We start from the raw sequence: 17,061 nt of genomic DNA, 5'->3' as shown, positions 1-17,061 counted from the left end.
CGTCTTTACAGAATAGAGCACTACAGCGCCCACCACACCACGAACGCGCACAACGCACCCAGCAACCAGCTTCTCTTGTCGGTGAGGGCGTAGACCACTGGGTCTTCGTGCATCTCTCCGCGACTGGCCAGCAGCCACACCCTGCTCAGCCAGAGCAGCAAAATCGGAGCCAGCAGCCAGAGTTTGCGCGGATGCTGATACAGCAGGGGTGAATCCAGACTGGAGATATACATCGTCAGGACGACCACGCTGGCATATCCGGCGGATGTACCAAAGCTGCGCACCTGCTCCATATCGCTCAGCCGATAGCCGCGCCCGCTCGGTTTGATATCGTCGTCGCTCTCGGAATTTCCGGCGAGCATAAAAAGTTCACTGAACCGCTTCACGAAAGCCAGCGACAGGAAGAAGAAGATAGAAAACGCCGCCAGCCATGTCGAAATCTGAACACCCGCGGCAGCCGATCCCGCCAGCATACGCAGCGTGTACAGGCCGCTCAGCACCATGACGTCCACCAGCATCATCCGCTTCAAACGCACCGAATACGCCAGCGTGGACACCGTATAGACAGAGAGCCACAGCGCGAAGCGCAGCGGATGTCCCAGGACCTCATAGATCCCAGCTTCTCCCGGCAGCGAAGCGTAGACCTTCGGCAAAAGCAGCGCGAGCGAGATAGAGATCGCAAAGAACACCACCACGATCCCCACACCGGCAACCGGCGAAAGATCGCCCGCAGCAAAGGCGCGTCTCCGCTTGCGCGGATGCTTGCGGTCGGCCTCGATGTCCAGCAGGTCATTAATGATGTAGGTCGCAGACGCGCAGAAACCGAGGCTGAAGAACGCCATCACCACGGCCGCTAAACGGTTCGGCGAGGCGGAATGGGCCAGAAGCATAGGCACAAAGACCAGGGTGTTCTTCGCCCACTGGTGCAGACGCACCGCTTTGACGAAGGCTTTCAAACCCGAGGCACGGTCTTCAAACGTGCGGACCGGTTTGACCCCGTCGCTCCGCATGACGCGCAGCAGACGCATGTGCGGGTTCGCCACCATCGGGTCCACACTCTTGCGCAGGAGGTGCCGGTCCGGCAATGCGTTCCCTATATAGGTGAAGCCGTCCGGGAACTGAGCTTCAAACGCCGCCAACTTGTTCTTTCCTGCCAGGTTCAGCTTTCCGTCGGAGGCCAGAACCCCCGCGAAGATTCCAAGATGCTCCGCCACTCGCTGTGCCAGGGCCCCATTCGCTGCGGTCGCAAGATAGATCTTTCGCCCTGCGAAATACTCCTCTCGCAGATACGCCAGAAGTGGCTGATTATAAGGAAGATGCTCCACATCCAGATCGACCCGTCGGGTGATCTCGTGTTTCAGACCCGCTTTTCCCTGTGCGATCCAGGCTGGCCATTTCAGCGGAGACAGTGGCTCCTTGCGCCAAAGCGCCATGGCGGCGTCCATCAGCGTGTCGCTCTTCACCAGGGTCCCGTCCAAGTCGACACAGAGGGGGACCGATGTGGGCCCCGAAGGCGGCGCCGTGGGCATCGTTCCTTCCCGTGAACTCACTTCTGCCATGCCAGTCTTCAAAGCCTCACCCGCGATTATAGGGAGTAACGGTACTTTTGCTGGAACCTTTGCGCGACAAGAACGCGCAATTCAGTACGAATGGAAACCGAAAGCGCCTCTTATCCGTCTACTTCATTTATCGTTAGGAAACCGGAGACTTACAATCCCGCGTCCTCCAACTCTACAGGGATGGTCCCAACACACTACATGCAATCGCCCAGCGAGTCCGAAGCACAGACCGGTTTGAACGCTGTTCCACTACTCGATCCCGCGCACGAGTTGCCAGCCCACGCATCCCCCTCTTCGGATGGAATGCCGGGAAATAACCCTCCGGCCGAACACAAGGCAGGGGGCGGATGGATCCGCATGGTGATCGTCTCCCTGGTAATCCTCGGCGCGATTGCGTTCGTCGTCTGGCGCATCCGAAGCAACAAAACAGCCGAACAACAGCAGGCTGCCAAGAGCGCAGCTCAGGCCGACCGTCCTGTTCCTGTGACTATAGACACCGTTGGACTACGTTCTATTCCAATTTATCTCACGGCACTTGGCACCGTGACGGCCTACAACACTGTCACCCTCAAAAGCCGCGTAGACGGACAGATCACCGGCATCCACTTTGTCGAAGGGCAACAAGTCAAGCAGGGTCAACTCCTTATCCAAATTGACCCAGCCCCCTACCAGGCAGCTCTCGCCCAGGCCCAAGGGAATCTCTCTCGCGATCAGGCCAATGCCGCTCTGGCTAAAAGCCAGGCCAATCGCTACACCGCCCTCTATAACGCTGGCGTCGTCTCGCGCGAGTCGGAACAGACCCAGCAGTCGACAGCAGGCCAGTCCGTGGGAACCATCGAAGGCGACCAGGCCGCGATCCAGGCCGCCAAGGTCAATCTCAGCTACACCCGCATCACCGCCCCGATCTCCGGGATTGTGGGCCTCCGCCAGGTCGATCTCGGCAACATGGTCTCCGCCAGCTCGTCCACCGGTCTGCTCGTGATTACGCAGGTCCAGCCGATCTCCGTGATCTTTACGGTTCCGGAAGATCAGCTTCCCCAGGTCTTCGACGGCATGAAGGGCGGCCATCGCCTGGTGGTGGAAGCCTGGGACCGCAGCAACACAGAAAAGATTGCGACCGGCACGCTGCTGACCGTCGATAACCAGATCGATACCACCACGGGCACCGCAAAGCTGAAGGCCGTCTTCGCCAACGACGACAATGCCCTCTTTCCGAATCAGTTCGTCAACACGCGTCTGATCCTCGAAACGCGCAACAACGCCATCGTGATTCCGGCCGCTGCTCTGCAGACCGGCACCACCGGCAACTTTGTCTACGTGGTCGACAAGCAGCACCCCGTGCAGCAGACGCCCACAGGCACCGGAAAGACGGCTCCCGCCGCCGCTGCAACCCCTGCCAGCCAGCATCAGCAGCAGCAGGCGTACCCTGTCCAGGCTCGTCCTGTAAAAGTCGACCTGACGCAGGGTTCCCAGATCATCCTCGATTCCGGTCTGCGTCCTGGCGAAGCCGTCGTCATCGACGGACAGGAGAAGCTCCGCGACGGAAGCAAGGTCCTGCCGCACGAGAACGACACCACGGGTGCTCGCTCAAAGTCTTCGGCCAAGCCCCTCGGCTCCAATCCGAACGGTTCCTCGAAGACACCTCCGCAAAAGACCCATCCCAACGGAGCAGCACAACTTCCAAACAGCAGTACGCATAAGAAGCAGCAGAACGGGAACGGAGCCACCCAGCCATGAGCCCTTCGCGGCCGTTTATTCTTCGGCCCGTCGCCACCGCGCTTCTGATGGTGGCGATCCTGCTTGCGGGCGGCGTGGCGTACTTTCAGCTTCCCGTCTCCGCTCTGCCACAGGTGGATTACCCCACCATCCAGGTCCAGACCTTCTACCCCGGCGCCAGCCCCGAGGTCATGTCCTCTGCCGTCACTGGCCCGCTTGAGCGGCAGTTCGGCCAGATTCCCGGCCTGACCCAGATGAACTCCACCTCCTCCGGCGGTGGCTCGATCATTACCCTTCAGTTTTCTCTGGAAGAATCGATCGACGTCGCCCAGCAGGATGTGCAGGCGGCCATCAACGCCGCCACCAGCTATCTGCCAAAGGACCTGCCGAACCCGCCGATCTACTCCAAGGTGAACCCGGCGGATGCGCCCATCCTTACCCTTGCGCTTACCTCGGATACCCTTGAACTGACCAAAGTCGAGGATCTGGCCGACACCATTCTCGCCCAGAAGATCTCGCAGCTCTCCGGCGTCGGTCTCGTCTCCATCGCAGGCGGACAGAAGCCCGGCGTCCGTATCCAGGCCAATCCCATGGCGCTGGCCAACTATGGCCTGTCGCTGGAAGATATCCGCACAGCGCTTGCCTCCGCCAACGTCGATCAGGCGAAGGGCAACATCAACGGAGCGCACCAGGCCTTCACCATCGGAGCGAACGATCAGCTTCTCTCCTCCGCGGACTATGCGAACGTCATCATCGCTTACCGCAATGGCAACGCCGTCCGTCTCTCCGATGTAGCCAACTCCCTGGATGGTGCGGAAAACCTCTTCCAGGCCGCATGGATGGGCCGTCCTGCGCAGAACGGCCAGCCCGCGTTCACCCATCCCGCCGTCATCGTCAATATTCAGCGCCAGCCGGGCGCCAACATCATCGGTGTCGTCGACCGTATCGAAGCGCTCCTCCCCAAGCTGCAGGCAACGCTTCCAGCCTCGGTCAAGGTGGAAGTTCTGACCGACCGGACTAACACCATCCGCGCGTCGGTCAAGGACGTTCAGTTCGAGCTCCTACTTACGATCGGCCTCGTCATTCTGGTGATCTTCCTTTTCCTGCGCTCCGTCCGCGCCACCATCATCCCCTCCGTAGCCGTCCCGCTCTCCATCGTGGGCACCTTCGGCGTGATGTACCTGCTGGGATACACGCTCGACAACCTTTCTCTCATGGCCCTGACCATCTCTACAGGTTTCGTTGTGGACGATGCCATCGTCATGGTCGAAAACATCGACCGTTACCTGGAGATGGGCGAATCTCCCCTCGACGCCGCGCTCAAAGGCTCCGAGCAGATCGGTTTCACGATCCTTTCGCTGACCATCTCGCTCATCGCCGTATTGATCCCACTTCTTTTCATGGGAGATATTGTCGGCCGCCTCTTCCGCGAGTTTGCCGTCACCCTCTCCGTCACCATCCTTGTCTCCGCCGTCGTCTCCCTCACGCTCACACCGATGATGGCGTCGAAGCTCCTGAAGCACACCCCGGAAGATCAAAAGGGCAAGCTCTACAAGAAGTCGGAAGAGTGGTTCAACGCCGTCATCGACAAGTACGCCGTCGGTGTGCGCTGGGTGTTGCGCCACCAGACCTTCACCCTCCTTGTGACGCTGGCCACCTTCGCGGCAACCGTTCTTCTTTTCCTTTACGTGCAAAAGGGCTTCTTCCCTGTGCAGGACACGGGCGAGATCCTCGCCATCACCGATGCTCCCCAGTCGATCTCCTTCGATGCCATGAGCCAGCGGCAACAGGCACTCGCAGCCAAGATCCTTGAAGACCCGGACGTCCAGAGCATCTCCTCCTACATCGGGATTGACGCGACCAACACCACGCTCAACTCCGGACGTATCCAGATCGACCTCAAGGACCGTGAGCTTCGCTCCAAGTCCGCCTCAGAGATCATTCACCGCCTGCAATCGAACCTCAGCCAGGTCATCGGCATCACGGCCTACATGCAGCCGCTGCAGGACCTCACCGTAGAAAACCGTACGGCACGTACCCAGTATCAGTACGCGATTGAAGACGCGAATACGGACGAACTCGCGGAGTGGTCCAACCGCATTCTCAATAAATTCAAGACCTTGAAGCCGCTCGCCGACGTCGCCAGCGATCAGCAGATTGAAGGCCTGGAAGCCGCGCTCGCCATCGACCGCGACACTGCCTCGCGTCTCGGCATTACGCCGCAGAACATCGACGACACGCTCTACGACGCCTTCGGTCAGCGCCAGGTCTCCACCATCTTCACGCAGCAGAACCAGTACCACGTGATCCTGGAAGTCTCGCCCAAGTTCCAGCGGAACCCTGCGGCGCTCGATCAGATTTACGTCAAGAGCTCCAATGGCACGCAGGTCCCGCTTTCGACGTTTACTCACTTCGAGCAGAAGAACGCCTCGCTCGTCATCTCGCATCAGGGCCAGTTTCCTGCGGTCAACCTATCCTTCAATCTCGCACCCGGAGCGTCCATCGGAGACGCTGTAGACGCCGTGCGCAAAGCGGAAAAAGAGCTCAACATTCCCCTTTCGGTGAACGCCCAGTTCCAGGGCACAGCAGCTTCCTTTGAAGCCTCGCTTGCCAACGAACCGGTCCTCATCCTCGCGGCTCTGATTACGGTGTACATCGTCCTCGGCGTTCTGTACGAGAGCTATATCCACCCGATCACGATCCTTTCGACGCTTCCTTCCGCCGGCGTGGGCGCGATTCTCGCCCTCCAACTCACCGGGACGGACATGTCCGTGATCGCGCTTATAGGCTGTATTCTCCTGATCGGTATTGTGAAGAAGAACGCCATCATGATGATCGATTTCGCCCTGGAAGCCGAGCGCGAACAGGGTAAGACTCCCGAAGAAGCCATCTACCAGGCCTGCCTCCTTCGCTTCCGCCCCATCATGATGACGACCATGGCCGCGCTCCTCGGAGGCGTTCCGCTCGCCCTCGGCAGCGGCACCGGTTCGGAGCTCCGCCGCCCCCTGGGTATCACGATCGTCGGCGGCCTGATCGTCTCGCAGGTGCTCACCCTCTTTACCACCCCGGTCGTATACCTCTTCTTCGACCGCATCGGCCGCAAATACTTCCATACCGAAGAAGCAGACCGCGAGTTTGCGAAACACGCTCACGAAGATGAAGCCTTCGCGGCTGGCGATTAAGATTAAGGATCAAGGAGGCTTACAAATGACCTTGCAACTGACGCAACAGCGCGAATTCATCGTTGAGGGAGAAATTAAGTCGGGAGCTCTCGTGCAAGCTGTCAATGCGGGTTTTGTCAGTGGCATTTATGAAGGAGACCCTTTTGAAGCAGCCCTCGAAGCCATTCGGCACACGGCGGCATCCAGATCCGCAAAGTATCTCCGACACGAGTAGAAGTCTTCCTCACCATCTTTTGTTCGCTCCACCCGCACTCGCAGAACCCGACGAAACACCATGAGCCACGAATTCCAACCCGGCGACAAAGCCCCCCGAGACGGCGCCACCGCCTCCGATATCTATCGTCTTGAGCACGAGGATACCCGTGGCGGCGACCACGCTCCACGCGATCACGCCTCGCCGCGCGATGAAAAGAAGCAAAAGGAAGACGAGGGCCCCAACGGTGGTGGCGTTCACTTTTCCGCGCCCTTCATCCGCCGTCCCGTAGCCACCTTCCTGCTCTCGGCGGCGATCATCCTCGCCGGCGCGGTGGCCTACAAGCTGCTTCCTGTCTCTTCGTTGCCGCAGGTCGAGTTCCCCGTGATCTCCGTCGGCGCTAATCTTCCGGGAGCCGATCCCGAAACCATGGCCTCCGCTGTTGCGACTCCCCTGGAGCGCCAGTTCTCCCGCATAGCGGGCATCAACCAGATGACCTCGAGTTCGTCCATCGGCTCAGCCTCGATTACGCTGCAGTTCGATCTCACGCGCGACATTAATGGCGCCGCCCGCGATGTCCAGGCCGCGATCAATGCCGCCCGTTCCCAGCTTCCGGCCAACCTGCCATCGAACCCGACGTACCGCAAAATCAATCCCTCCGACGCGCCCATCATGATCCTTGCGCTTACGTCGGAGACGCTGAGCGTTCCCCAGCTCTACGATGCCGCGGACTCCGTCCTCGCGCAGAAGCTGGCCTCCGTCGATGGCGTCGGTCAGACCTTCGTCGGCGGTTCCTCCAAGCCTGCAGTCCGGATTGAAGCCAATCCGACGCAGCTCACCAGCTACGGCCTTGGCCTCGACGCGCTCCGCGCCGCCATCGCCACCATTAACGTCAATCAGCCCAAGGGCTACCTGAACGGTGCAGGCACCGAAGGTCAGCGGTGGTCCATCACCACGACCGATCAACTCTTCGGCGCAGCGGCTTACAAACCGCTGATCGTCGCCACCGATCGCGGGCCGGTCTCAAGCGCCGCCGCTTCCAACGGCCTGCAGAGCAATGTCGCCTCCGCCACCACATCAACCACGACGACCAACTCCGTCAGCAGCAGCGGCACTACGGGCACCTCTTCGGGAACCGCCACCTCCAGCGCATCGACCACGAGTTCCACGGCTTCAACCTACTCCACCACCGCAACTCCTATCACGACCACGACCGCCACCTCCGCAGCCGGAATGGCCTCCGCGCAGGTGACCCCCTCTGTCTCCAACGTCGCGACCCCTACCATCGGCGGTCATGGCATTGTAAGGATCTCCGACGTCTCGGATGTCGTGGATTCCGTGGAAGATATTCACAATGGCGGCTTGTTCAACCTGCACCCGGCCATTCTTGTCATTGTCTTCAAGTCTCCCGGCGCCAACGTCATCCAGACAGTCGACGCCATCAATAAGATGTTGCCGTCCCTGAGCGCTTCGATCTCCCCCGCCATCAAGGTACAGGTCGCGCTCGATCGCACGGCCACCATCCGCGCTTCGGTCGACGACATCACACGCACGATGCTGATCACCATCGTCCTCGTGGTCCTCGTCGTCTTCTTCTTCCTGCGCGAAGTCCGCTCTACCCTCATTCCTGCAGTGTCGGTTCCGCTCTCGCTCCTCGGCACCTTCGGCGTCATGTATCTGCTGGGATACACGCTCGACAACCTTTCGCTGATGGCCCTCACTATCTCCACCGGCTTTGTCGTGGATGACGCCATCGTCGTCATCGAGAACATTTCGCGTCATCTTGAAGAGGGGCTTACCCCCTACGACGCGGCCATGAAGGGCTCCGCCGAGATCGGCTTCACCGTCGTCTCCATGAGCATCTCGCTCATCGCCGTCTTCATCCCCATCCTTCTTATGGGAGGCATCGTCGGCCGTCTCTTCCGCGAGTTTGCCGTCACGCTCTCCGTCTCGATTCTCGTCTCGCTCTGTGTCTCACTGACTACCACACCCATGCTCTCGGCCAAGTTCCTGCAACCGCACTCCGCCAACAAGCATGGACGCATCTACCTGCTCGGCGAGCGCTTCTTTGACTGGATGGTGGGCGAATACACTCTTGGCCTGCGCTGGGTCCTGCGCCACCAGGGGCTCGTGATGCTCATCACGATCGGCACCTTCCTCCTCAACATCTACCTCTTCATCCTCGTTCCTAAGGGCTTCTTCCCTCAGCAGGACACCGGACGGCTCGGCGGACGCATCCTCGGTCAGCAGGACGTCTCGTTCGACGCCATGAAGGCCAAGGCGATTGAGATGACAGACCTCGTCAAACAGGATCCCGGCGTTCTCAATGTCATGACCAATCTGGGTGGCGGTGGGCCAGGCGGCGGATCGTCCAACTCCGCCAACATGTTCATCTTCCTCAAAGACCCGGCGGCACGTGCGAAGGACGGCGATACGGCCGAGGTCATCATTAATCGGCTGCGTCCCAAACTCTCCCGCATGCCCGGCGTGCAGGTGTATCTGCAGTCGCAACAGGAGCTCAACATCGGTGGCCGCCAGTCCGCCACGCAGTATCAATACACGCTGCAGGCAGACTCCGTCCAGGATCTGAACCTGTGGTCGCCCAAGATGATGGCCGCCATGCAGAAGATGCCGGAGCTGCGCGACGTCGCGACCGATCAGCTGGAAAACGGCCTCGAATCCACGCTGGTCATCGACCGAGATACGGCTTCCCGCCTCGGCATTACACCGCTCGCCATCGACAATATTCTCTCCGACGCCTTCGGACAGCGGCAGGTTTCGACCACCTACAAGCCCTTGAATCAGTACCACGTTGTGATGGAAGTGGCCCCGCAGTTCCAGAAAGACCCGGACGCGATCCGTCAGATCTACGTCAAAAACTCCTCGGGAAAATCCATCCCGCTCACGGCCATTACGCACTTCGAGATGCAGCGGATTCCGCTGCAGGTCAATCATCAGGGACTCACCCCCGCCGCTACGCTCTCCTTCAATCTTGCGCCGGGGATAGCACTCTCCCAGGCTGCGGAGGCGATCGACCGTGCGCGCAACTCGATCTCCATGCCTGCCTCCGTGACCGGCGGCTTCCAGGGATCGGCGCAGGCCTTCCAGCAATCTCTCTCCTCGGAGCCGGTGCTTATCCTGCTCGCACTCACGACCGTGTACATCGTGCTGGGCATGCTTTATGAGAGCTTCATCCACCCGCTCACCATTCTTTCCACGCTGCCCTCAGCGGGGGTCGGCGCCATTCTGGCGCTGCTGATCACACACACGGACCTCTCCGTCATCGCGATGATCGGCATCATCCTCCTGATCGGTCTGGTAAAGAAGAACGCCATCCTGATGATCGACTTCGCCCTCGTAGCCGAACGCGAACACGGCAAAGAACCGGTCGATGCGATCTACGAAGCCTGCCTGTTGCGCTTCCGCCCCATCATGATGACGACCATGGCGGCCCTCTTCGGTGGACTTCCGCTGGCCTTCGGAACCGGCGTAGGCTCCGAGCTGCGCCGTCCCCTCGGCATCACCATCGTCGGTGGACTGATCGTCTCGCAGTGCCTCACACTCTTCACTACACCGGTCGTCTATATCTACTTTGATAAGTGGCGTCAGCGGATGGAAAGCTGGCGCGGCAAGCCGGTAGAGAAGAAGCTTCCGCGAGGCCTGCGCTCCCACCCGGAGCCGGTCGCGGGCGACTAAAGCCTTTTACACGTCATCTTGTAGCGCCGAAGCACCTTTGTCATCCCGCAGCGCAGCGGAGGGATCCGCTTTTATTTTCCGAAAGATCCGTTTGTGCGCTCCGCGCGACCCCACCCTTTCTCCGGTAAAGCTGGCGAAAGAATGGGGCACGAGTCTTCAGGCCTTCTTCGCAGAGTCCTTCAACAACCCCAGCCGCACCAAACTCTCCGCCGTAGCAACGATGGACTCCTCATTCGTGAGCGGCGTCCATCCGAGCACGCGCCTGGCCTTGGCATTGCTGGCGCCCTTTTTCTTGCCAAGCTCCCCCAGAATTAGCTTCACAGACGGATCCAGCAACGCGACAACGCGTACCATCCAGTCCGGAAGTTGCCGAAGCGGTACACGTTTGGCCGCTCCACCCATGTGGTGCTTGAGTATCCTGGCGATCTCTATGAACGAGAGAAACTCGCCCGCAACCGCCAGAAAACGCTCACCTTTTGCCGCAGGATGGACCATCGCACGCAGGTGGAGGTCCACGACATCCCGCACATCCACCGCGCCGAAAGAGATGCGCGGCAGACCGGGTACGTCCCCGTTCATCAGGCGCTCCACCAGAACAATCGAAGTCGAAAAATCCGGTCCTAGGGCTGGCCCAAAGACTCCCACGGGATTCACAACGGAGAGCTCCAGATCGCCGCCTTCGCGGGCGATGAAATTCCACGCGGCGCGCTCGGCCAGCGTCTTGGACTTCGCATAGGCGCTCACGCCACCGCCATCCACATCGGTCCAGACCGTCTCGTCGAACGGCGCGTCCTGCGGCTTGTGGCCATAGCCGATGGCAGCGAACGAAGACGTAAGCACCACGCGCTTTACCCCGGCGTCGCGAGAAGCCCGCAGAACGCGCAGAGCACCTTCGCGTGCGGGCACGATCAGGTCGTCTTCGTGCTTAGGGACGCCCAGGGGAAAGGGGGACGCGACATGCAGCACGTAGGTACAACCTGCCGTCGCCTCGGCCCAGCCCGCATCGGCCATCAGATCGGCCGCTACGAAGGAAAGCTCCGCGCCCGGTTCGCAACCCGCCACCTTCAGCATCGCGCGAACATCGGCTTCCCGTTCTAACGAACGAACCGTCGTCCTAACGCGATATCCCGCATGGAAGAGCTGCGCGATGCAATGTGCGCCAATAAAACCGGTTCCACCGGTGACAAGAACAAGATCTCCACTCATGGAGATCATCCTACACGATAAACCGAACGTTCATTCTACTTTCCCGACCGAATCGACTCCCACACCTGCTCCGCTACTTCTTTTAGAACAGACTGCGGCAGCTTACGCGGCTGCTGCGCCAGGCGGGACGCCAGTCCCATCGACATCTCCATCAGAACTTCCTCGGGCCAGTCTTTCAAAATGCCGCCCTTCGAGCGACCGCTGAAGCGACGCATGAAGGCCAATTCCACTTCTCCGAGAGGTTCTTTCGCGGGCGGACAAACAAAGCCCGCATGCTCGTACTGCTCCAGGAAACGCATCTCGCGCAGGTGCTTGCGATAGAACGCATACCAGTTCATCCACACGCGAATGCAGGCCTCTTTGGCGTCCATCTCCGGGGAGTAGCCTTCAAAAAAGCTGGTGCGCTTCAGCGTGTAGATGCGTTCATAGAGTGCCTGAATGATCTCTTCTTTGCTGGCAAAGTAGTGGTAAATCACGCCCGCGCTCGCTCCCGATCGCTTGGCAATCAGCGACATCGGAGCATCGTGGAAACCTCCCTCCACGACGACATCGAGCATCGCATCGAGGATGGCATCCCGCTTCTTAGGCTTTGGTTTGGATTCCATACGTTCATTCTTCCACGGCCGCGACGACGACCCCTGGAAGAAAGACCTACTTATAGAGTCCGTTCATCAGGCCCTGCATCACCGTGTAGCACTCACAGGCGCGCTTCACCAGGCCAGCATGATCGATGATCTTGACCTTGCCGCGCCGATAGCGAATGAGACCTGCCTTCTGCATCTCGCCCGCAGCCAGCGCCACCGAAGTCCGGCGCGAACCCAGCATTGCCGCCAGAAACTCCTGCGTCAGCGCCAGTTCTTCCGTCTGCACACGGTCCTGCACCATCAGAAGCCAACGCGCCAGACGCTGATCCACGATATGGCGGCGATTGCACGCGGCCAGCTGCCCCATAACGAGTGCCTGGTGCTCCGCGAAGGCCAGCACCGACCGCCGCATATCTATATTATTTTCAAACTCTTCCCGCATCTCCGCAAAAGGAAGACGGAGGGCCGTTCCCGCGACCTGCATAAAGCAGCTGCTATTCACCGAGAGGTTGCCGAGCAGCTGCAGCCAGGGAGAGATTCCCTCCGCACCTACAACCTCGATCTCCGTCATCGTCCCGTCTTCCAGGTTCGACACCACAGAAACCAAGCCAGAGGTCACGAAGTAGGAAAATCTTGGCACCTCTCCCGGCTGATAGACACTCATCCTGCGCGGCATCGCCACTGGAACCATGCGATCCATCAGTGACTTGCGATAGGCCGGCGGTAAAGTACTCAGAAAACGATTCGTCAAAGGTGCTTCCATGGAGCCCACTTCCCGTGATGCGTTATTAACCTTGCGAGAAGGGACGTTGATAGCGTCAGTTGTCTTTAGGCAAAGAATACGGTTTAGGCCCCCCCCAAATCTGCCCGCTTCCGTGCACAGACACGATCTAAGTCATGTGATCTTTACAACTTCGGAGGAATAGCCAGGTTTTCCCCATCTTGAAGCAGAGGCCACCTCGGTTCCTGGAAGCAAACTCGAAAAAACGCTCTTCTGCCTGACGGCCGCGACGTGCCCCAAGCGTCCCCGAGCTGAGTAGAGGGCACAGCTTCCATTCCTGCTCCGCTAAACTAGAACCCTCATGTCTTCTACGCTCAAAGCCGTACGCGGCACCCGTGATCTGCTCCCCCCCGAAACCGCCCTCTGGAACCGCGTCGAAGCCACCGCCCGTTCCGTCTTCTCCCGCTACGGCTTCGGCGAGATCCGCACGCCGATCCTGGAATCCACGGAACTCTTTGCCCGCGGCGTTGGCGAAGAGACCGACATCGTCTCCAAGGAGATGTACACATGGGAGGACCGCGCCCGCGCCGCCAGTGAAAAAGCGCAGTCCCTCACGCTTCGCCCGGAAAACACCGCCGGTGTCGTCCGCGCCTATATCGAACATAAGCTTGGCGATACAGGCCATCTCCAGAAGCTCTATTACATTGGCCCGCAGTTCCGACGCGAGCGCCCGCAAAAAGGCCGCTATCGCCAGTTCTTCCAGATTGGTGCGGAGGTTATCGGGCCCGTCACATCAGGCAGCGAATCGCCGCTCCGCGATGCCGAAGTCCTGGAGATGCTTGCGACTCTACTCGACGAGTTGGGGATCGAGCGCGCCAGTGAAAGCAACGAGTTCAGGGGCTGGAAGCTGACACTTAATTCAGTGGGCTCCGCGACGGACCGTCCGCGCTACGTTGCCGCTCTCCGCGAAGCGCTTGCGCACGTCAAACACCTGATGTGCGAAGACAACCAGCGCCGCGCCGAGACCAATCCCCTCCGCGTCCTCGACAGCAAGGACGAGGCCGACCAGGAGCTTATCAACGCGCTGCCCAAGATCGCCGACTACCTCGATGACGATTCGAAGAGCCACTTTGCCCAGGTGCTCGCCGCGCTCGATGCCTGCAGCGTTCCGTACACCGTGAATCCGCGCCTTGTTCGCGGCCTGGATTACTACACACGCACCACCTTCGAGTTCACCGTAGAAACTGGCCTGGGGACACAGAACGCGCTGCTCGGCGGCGGCCGCTACGACGGCCTATCCGAAATGATCGGCGGACCCAAGGCCCCCGGCATCGGTTTTGCTATCGGCGAAGACCGCCTCATCCTCACCCTGCAGGCACAGACCACCGAAGCCGCAGAGAAAAAACTGGATGCCTACATCGCTCCCATGGGCGTGGAGCAGAACGCCGCCGCTCTCGCGCTCGCCCGTGAACTGCGTCGCGAAGGTCTCAGCATCGAAGTGGGCGACGGTACCTTCCGCCTGAAAAAATCCTTTGAAGTGGCCGACCGTGTCGCCCGCAGCATCCTTATACTTGGTGAAAACGAGGTCGCCTCAGGCGAAATCACCGTGAAAAACTTCGCCACCGGGGAACAAGAAAAGATTGCGCGCAGCGATCTCCCAAGCACACTGCGCTAAAGAAGTTGCTCATGAAAAACCGCTTGATTCGAGTCGCTACTCTCCTCTTCACTCTCTTCCTCGTCGCCGTCCTGGCGGCAACCGCTTATCTCTCACGTGTTCGCCACCGTCCCGTCCACGTTGCGGACAACTTTGAATCCCCCGCACTAAGCCCCATCTGGATGACCAGCAGGCTGGTCCCCAGCGCGTTTTCAGTCCAGCACGAGGTCGTCCACGATGGACACCACACCGGTCAGATCACGCTCCATCCCGGGGACATGCTCGATCCCGCCAGCAACATGGGGCCCGCGAGCGAACGCGACGAACTCATGGAGCACTGGCGCTTCTGGTCGCGACCGCACCACACCTACGCCCAGAGCTTCAGCCTCTATCTCCCTACGGACTTTCCCATCGTGGACGACCGCCTGGTCCTTGCGCAGTGGAGACAGGTCTGCTTCACCGGCCGGTGCCTGCCGAACAATCCCGTCCTCGCCATCCGCTATGTCAACGGCGAACTGTTCATTACCCGCAAGAACGATGCGGGAGAGGCCAAGCTCTTCAGCACGCACGACGAGGTGCGCGGCCAATGGCTCAACTTCCGTTTTATCAACCGCTTCTCACCGGGCAGCGACGGTCTCATCGACATTACCTTCAACGACAAGCAGGTCGCACACTTTGAAGGCGTAACTGCCTATAGCGCCGACTCCGGCTATCTCTCCAGTGGCACGTTCTTTTTCAAAATGGGTCTCTACCGCGACCTGCTGCCCATTCCGATGACCCTCTATATGGACGGTTACCGCAAAGACGAGTGCTCCGAGGCTTCCTGCCAATGAGCTTCGGGTGTATATAAAATGCTATCCGTTTGTATACAAAGTTGCGACACTTTATTTATGACTTCCAACTCCAGTGCGGCAGCCGTTCGACGGCCCCTTGGCGTCCGCGCTACGGAGGAGCAGCATCGTGTTTTGCGCGAAGCCGCCGAGCGAGAGCAGCGTTCAGTAAGCAGCTTCGTACTGAACGCTGCTCTACAGGCAGCACAGAAGCCAGAGCCAAGGAAGAGAACGCGGGAAGAAGTAGCAAAGGCCATCGCCCAGGCTCAGGCGCTAATGCGTCCGTATCGCCAGGAAGGCGCTTCGATTGTCGACGACCTCATTGCCGAACGACGCGCCGAAGCCGCGCGTGAGTAACGCCGTTCTGGACACTTCTGCGGTCCTTGCTCTTCTCGACGAAGAACCAGGAAGCGACATCGTGCAGGAACTCCTCTTCGACGCAGCGATTAGCACCGTTTCTTTGGCGGAGATCTATACCAAGCTCGCAACACGTCCGAAGATGCTTGCAAGGCTTGCAAAGCAAACCGGTCTACGCCCTTCCGATCTGTAATCAAAACACCAGATGCTCCTGAAAGAAAGGCAGCAGATCTGTACGAACACGTCCCTCTGCGCTCCAGTTCGCCTCGCCTCCCCATGTGCCGTTGTACTCTTCCGCTTCATGCACAATGCCGTACTCGTTCAGCTTGTGCGTCAGCGCGTGGTTTGAGTAGACATGGTCCCAGTTCGAATCGCTGCGCGCCCAGTCGAACTTGAGCCCACGCAGCGATTTGAGATTGTCGGCGTACTTCCCGATCAGCGACTCCAGAAAGAAGTTCTCCCGCAGGCGATCCATCACCTTGGCATCGATGACCAACTCCCCCGCCACGCGATGTGCGGGGAAGTCGAAGTACAAAGGCGGCTTGTCGGGATTCGGAATGTGCGCTTGAAAGATGGAGGTAAAGATCGTGGAGTATCCATCCTTGCGAACGTCGTCCAGCGTCTTTGCCTGCTCCATCAGCTCGAAGTTCGGCAGAGACGCCAGCACCTTTACGCCGCTCCCCGTACCGACCGGATGCAGCGCGTAAACAGAACCAAAGATCTGCGGATATTTCATCCCAAAACGGATCGCGCCATAGCCTCCCATGAAGTGTCCGGCGATCCCGCGTGAGTCGCGCGTGGGCAGCGTGCGAAAGTTGGCATCGACGTAAGGCACAAGCTCTTGCACCATGAAGTCTTCCCAGTTCCCCGTTGCGGAAGAGTTCACATACCAGGAACTGCCTAGAGGAGTTGTCATGTCCACTGTGACGAAGAGGAACTTACCGATGGTGCCGTCGGCGATGGCGCGATCCAGCACTGCCTGTGCGCCCATCGAATCAAAGATCGCGCGGAAGTTGTCGAAGGGGCTAGGGAGAAAGTAGATCACCGGATACCGCTTCTGCGATCCGTCATAGCCCGCGGGGAGATAGACTGCCAACCTGCGCACGGGACTCACGCCGATCTTGCTCTGAGTAAAGTTCTTCGACTGGATCTCGCGGTCTACCAGTTGTCCCTTAGCGATGTCGGCGGAAAAGGCCGGGCGGGCGCTGAGGACACCCAGCAGGAAGAAGACGGCCAATGTTCTAAGCACTTGTTTCGATGTTGCCAGCATGCGATTGCCTCCTGTCTTACTTTTCCGTTGCGCACCGATACAGCCAATAGAAACACGGCGCCGCAATTAGAACTACATTGTGCTTGTAATCAG

The 17,061-nt window shown here is 59.5% G+C and carries 13 protein-coding genes; 8 read left to right on the top strand and 5 right to left on the bottom strand.

What is annotated here, in order from left to right; all coding sequences use genetic code 11:
- Nucleotides 1-20 precede the first annotated feature (20 nt).
- Nucleotides 21-1,559, bottom strand: a complete 1,539-nt coding sequence (locus tag ACIPR4_RS01780) for a UbiA family prenyltransferase (protein WP_245536425.1) — start codon at nt 1,557-1,559, stop codon at nt 21-23.
- A 180-nt stretch (nt 1,560-1,739) separates the two neighbouring features.
- Between ACIPR4_RS01780 and ACIPR4_RS21370 the strand changes: the two genes are divergently transcribed.
- Genes ACIPR4_RS21370 through ACIPR4_RS01760 form a run of 4 tightly spaced genes read left to right on the top strand, consistent with a single transcriptional unit; the run spans nt 1,740 to nt 10,346 of the window.
- Entirely contained in the window at nt 1,740-3,296 is a 1,557-nt protein-coding gene (locus tag ACIPR4_RS21370) for an MdtA/MuxA family multidrug efflux RND transporter periplasmic adaptor subunit (protein ID WP_245536424.1), read from the top strand.
- Nucleotides 3,293-6,457 (top strand): multidrug efflux RND transporter permease subunit, encoded by a 3,165-nt coding sequence (locus tag ACIPR4_RS01770; RefSeq protein WP_013566927.1) that lies wholly within the window; start codon nt 3,293-3,295, stop codon nt 6,455-6,457. The genes ACIPR4_RS21370 and ACIPR4_RS01770 overlap by 4 nt, the downstream gene beginning before the upstream one ends.
- A gap of 25 nt (nt 6,458-6,482) precedes the next feature.
- Entirely contained in the window at nt 6,483-6,671 is a 189-nt protein-coding gene (locus ACIPR4_RS01765) for a hypothetical protein (protein ID WP_013566926.1), read from the top strand.
- Between the two features lie 60 nt (nt 6,672-6,731).
- Nucleotides 6,732-10,346 (top strand): efflux RND transporter permease subunit, encoded by a 3,615-nt coding sequence (locus tag ACIPR4_RS01760; RefSeq protein WP_013566925.1) that lies wholly within the window; start codon nt 6,732-6,734, stop codon nt 10,344-10,346.
- Nucleotides 10,347-10,502: 156 nt separating this feature from the next.
- On the opposite strand, the gene ACIPR4_RS01755 is transcribed toward ACIPR4_RS01760, so the two are convergent.
- From ACIPR4_RS01755 to ACIPR4_RS01745, 3 genes are read right to left on the bottom strand one after another with little or no spacing between them, the layout of a single operon-like run.
- Nucleotides 10,503-11,552, bottom strand: coding sequence for an SDR family oxidoreductase (locus ACIPR4_RS01755; protein ID WP_013566924.1), 1,050 nt, complete (start codon nt 11,550-11,552; stop codon nt 10,503-10,505).
- Between the two features lie 35 nt (nt 11,553-11,587).
- Nucleotides 11,588-12,157 carry a TetR/AcrR family transcriptional regulator gene (locus tag ACIPR4_RS01750; RefSeq protein ID WP_013566923.1) on the bottom strand — a complete coding sequence of 190 codons (570 nt, stop codon included), beginning with the start codon at nt 12,155-12,157 and terminating at the stop codon, nt 11,588-11,590.
- 46 nt (nt 12,158-12,203) lie between these two features.
- A complete protein-coding gene (locus ACIPR4_RS01745) occupies nt 12,204-12,887 on the bottom strand; it encodes a Crp/Fnr family transcriptional regulator (protein WP_187290236.1) in 684 nt (227 codons plus the stop codon).
- A gap of 331 nt (nt 12,888-13,218) precedes the next feature.
- Between ACIPR4_RS01745 and hisS the strand changes: the two genes are divergently transcribed.
- From hisS to ACIPR4_RS01725, 4 genes are read left to right on the top strand one after another with little or no spacing between them, the layout of a single operon-like run.
- Complete coding sequence (gene hisS, locus ACIPR4_RS01740) at nt 13,219-14,532, top strand: histidine--tRNA ligase (protein ID WP_013566921.1); 1,314 nt, start codon at nt 13,219-13,221, stop codon at nt 14,530-14,532.
- A gap of 11 nt (nt 14,533-14,543) precedes the next feature.
- The gene (locus tag ACIPR4_RS01735; protein WP_013566920.1) at nt 14,544-15,344 is read left to right on the top strand and encodes a heparin lyase I family protein; all 801 of its coding nucleotides are present in this window, start codon (nt 14,544-14,546) and stop codon (nt 15,342-15,344) included.
- A gap of 57 nt (nt 15,345-15,401) precedes the next feature.
- The gene (locus ACIPR4_RS01730; protein WP_013566919.1) at nt 15,402-15,698 is read left to right on the top strand and encodes a type II toxin -antitoxin system TacA 1-like antitoxin; all 297 of its coding nucleotides are present in this window, start codon (nt 15,402-15,404) and stop codon (nt 15,696-15,698) included.
- Entirely contained in the window at nt 15,691-15,891 is a 201-nt protein-coding gene (locus tag ACIPR4_RS01725) for a PIN domain-containing protein (protein ID WP_013566918.1), read from the top strand. Before ACIPR4_RS01730 ends, ACIPR4_RS01725 begins: the two co-directional genes overlap by 8 nt.
- On the opposite strand, the gene ACIPR4_RS01720 is transcribed toward ACIPR4_RS01725, so the two are convergent.
- The gene (locus tag ACIPR4_RS01720) at nt 15,892-16,968 is read right to left on the bottom strand and encodes an alpha/beta hydrolase (RefSeq protein ID WP_013566917.1); all 1,077 of its coding nucleotides are present in this window, start codon (nt 16,966-16,968) and stop codon (nt 15,892-15,894) included. It lies immediately after the preceding gene.
- Between the last annotated feature and the right edge of the window lie 93 nt (nt 16,969-17,061).

Source organism: Terriglobus saanensis SP1PR4, from assembly GCF_000179915.2.
Taxonomy (GTDB): Bacteria; Acidobacteriota; Terriglobia; order Terriglobales; family Acidobacteriaceae; genus Terriglobus; species Terriglobus saanensis.
The sequence above is the reverse complement of the archived record's forward strand: the minus strand, read 5'-3'. Positions and strand labels throughout refer to the sequence as shown.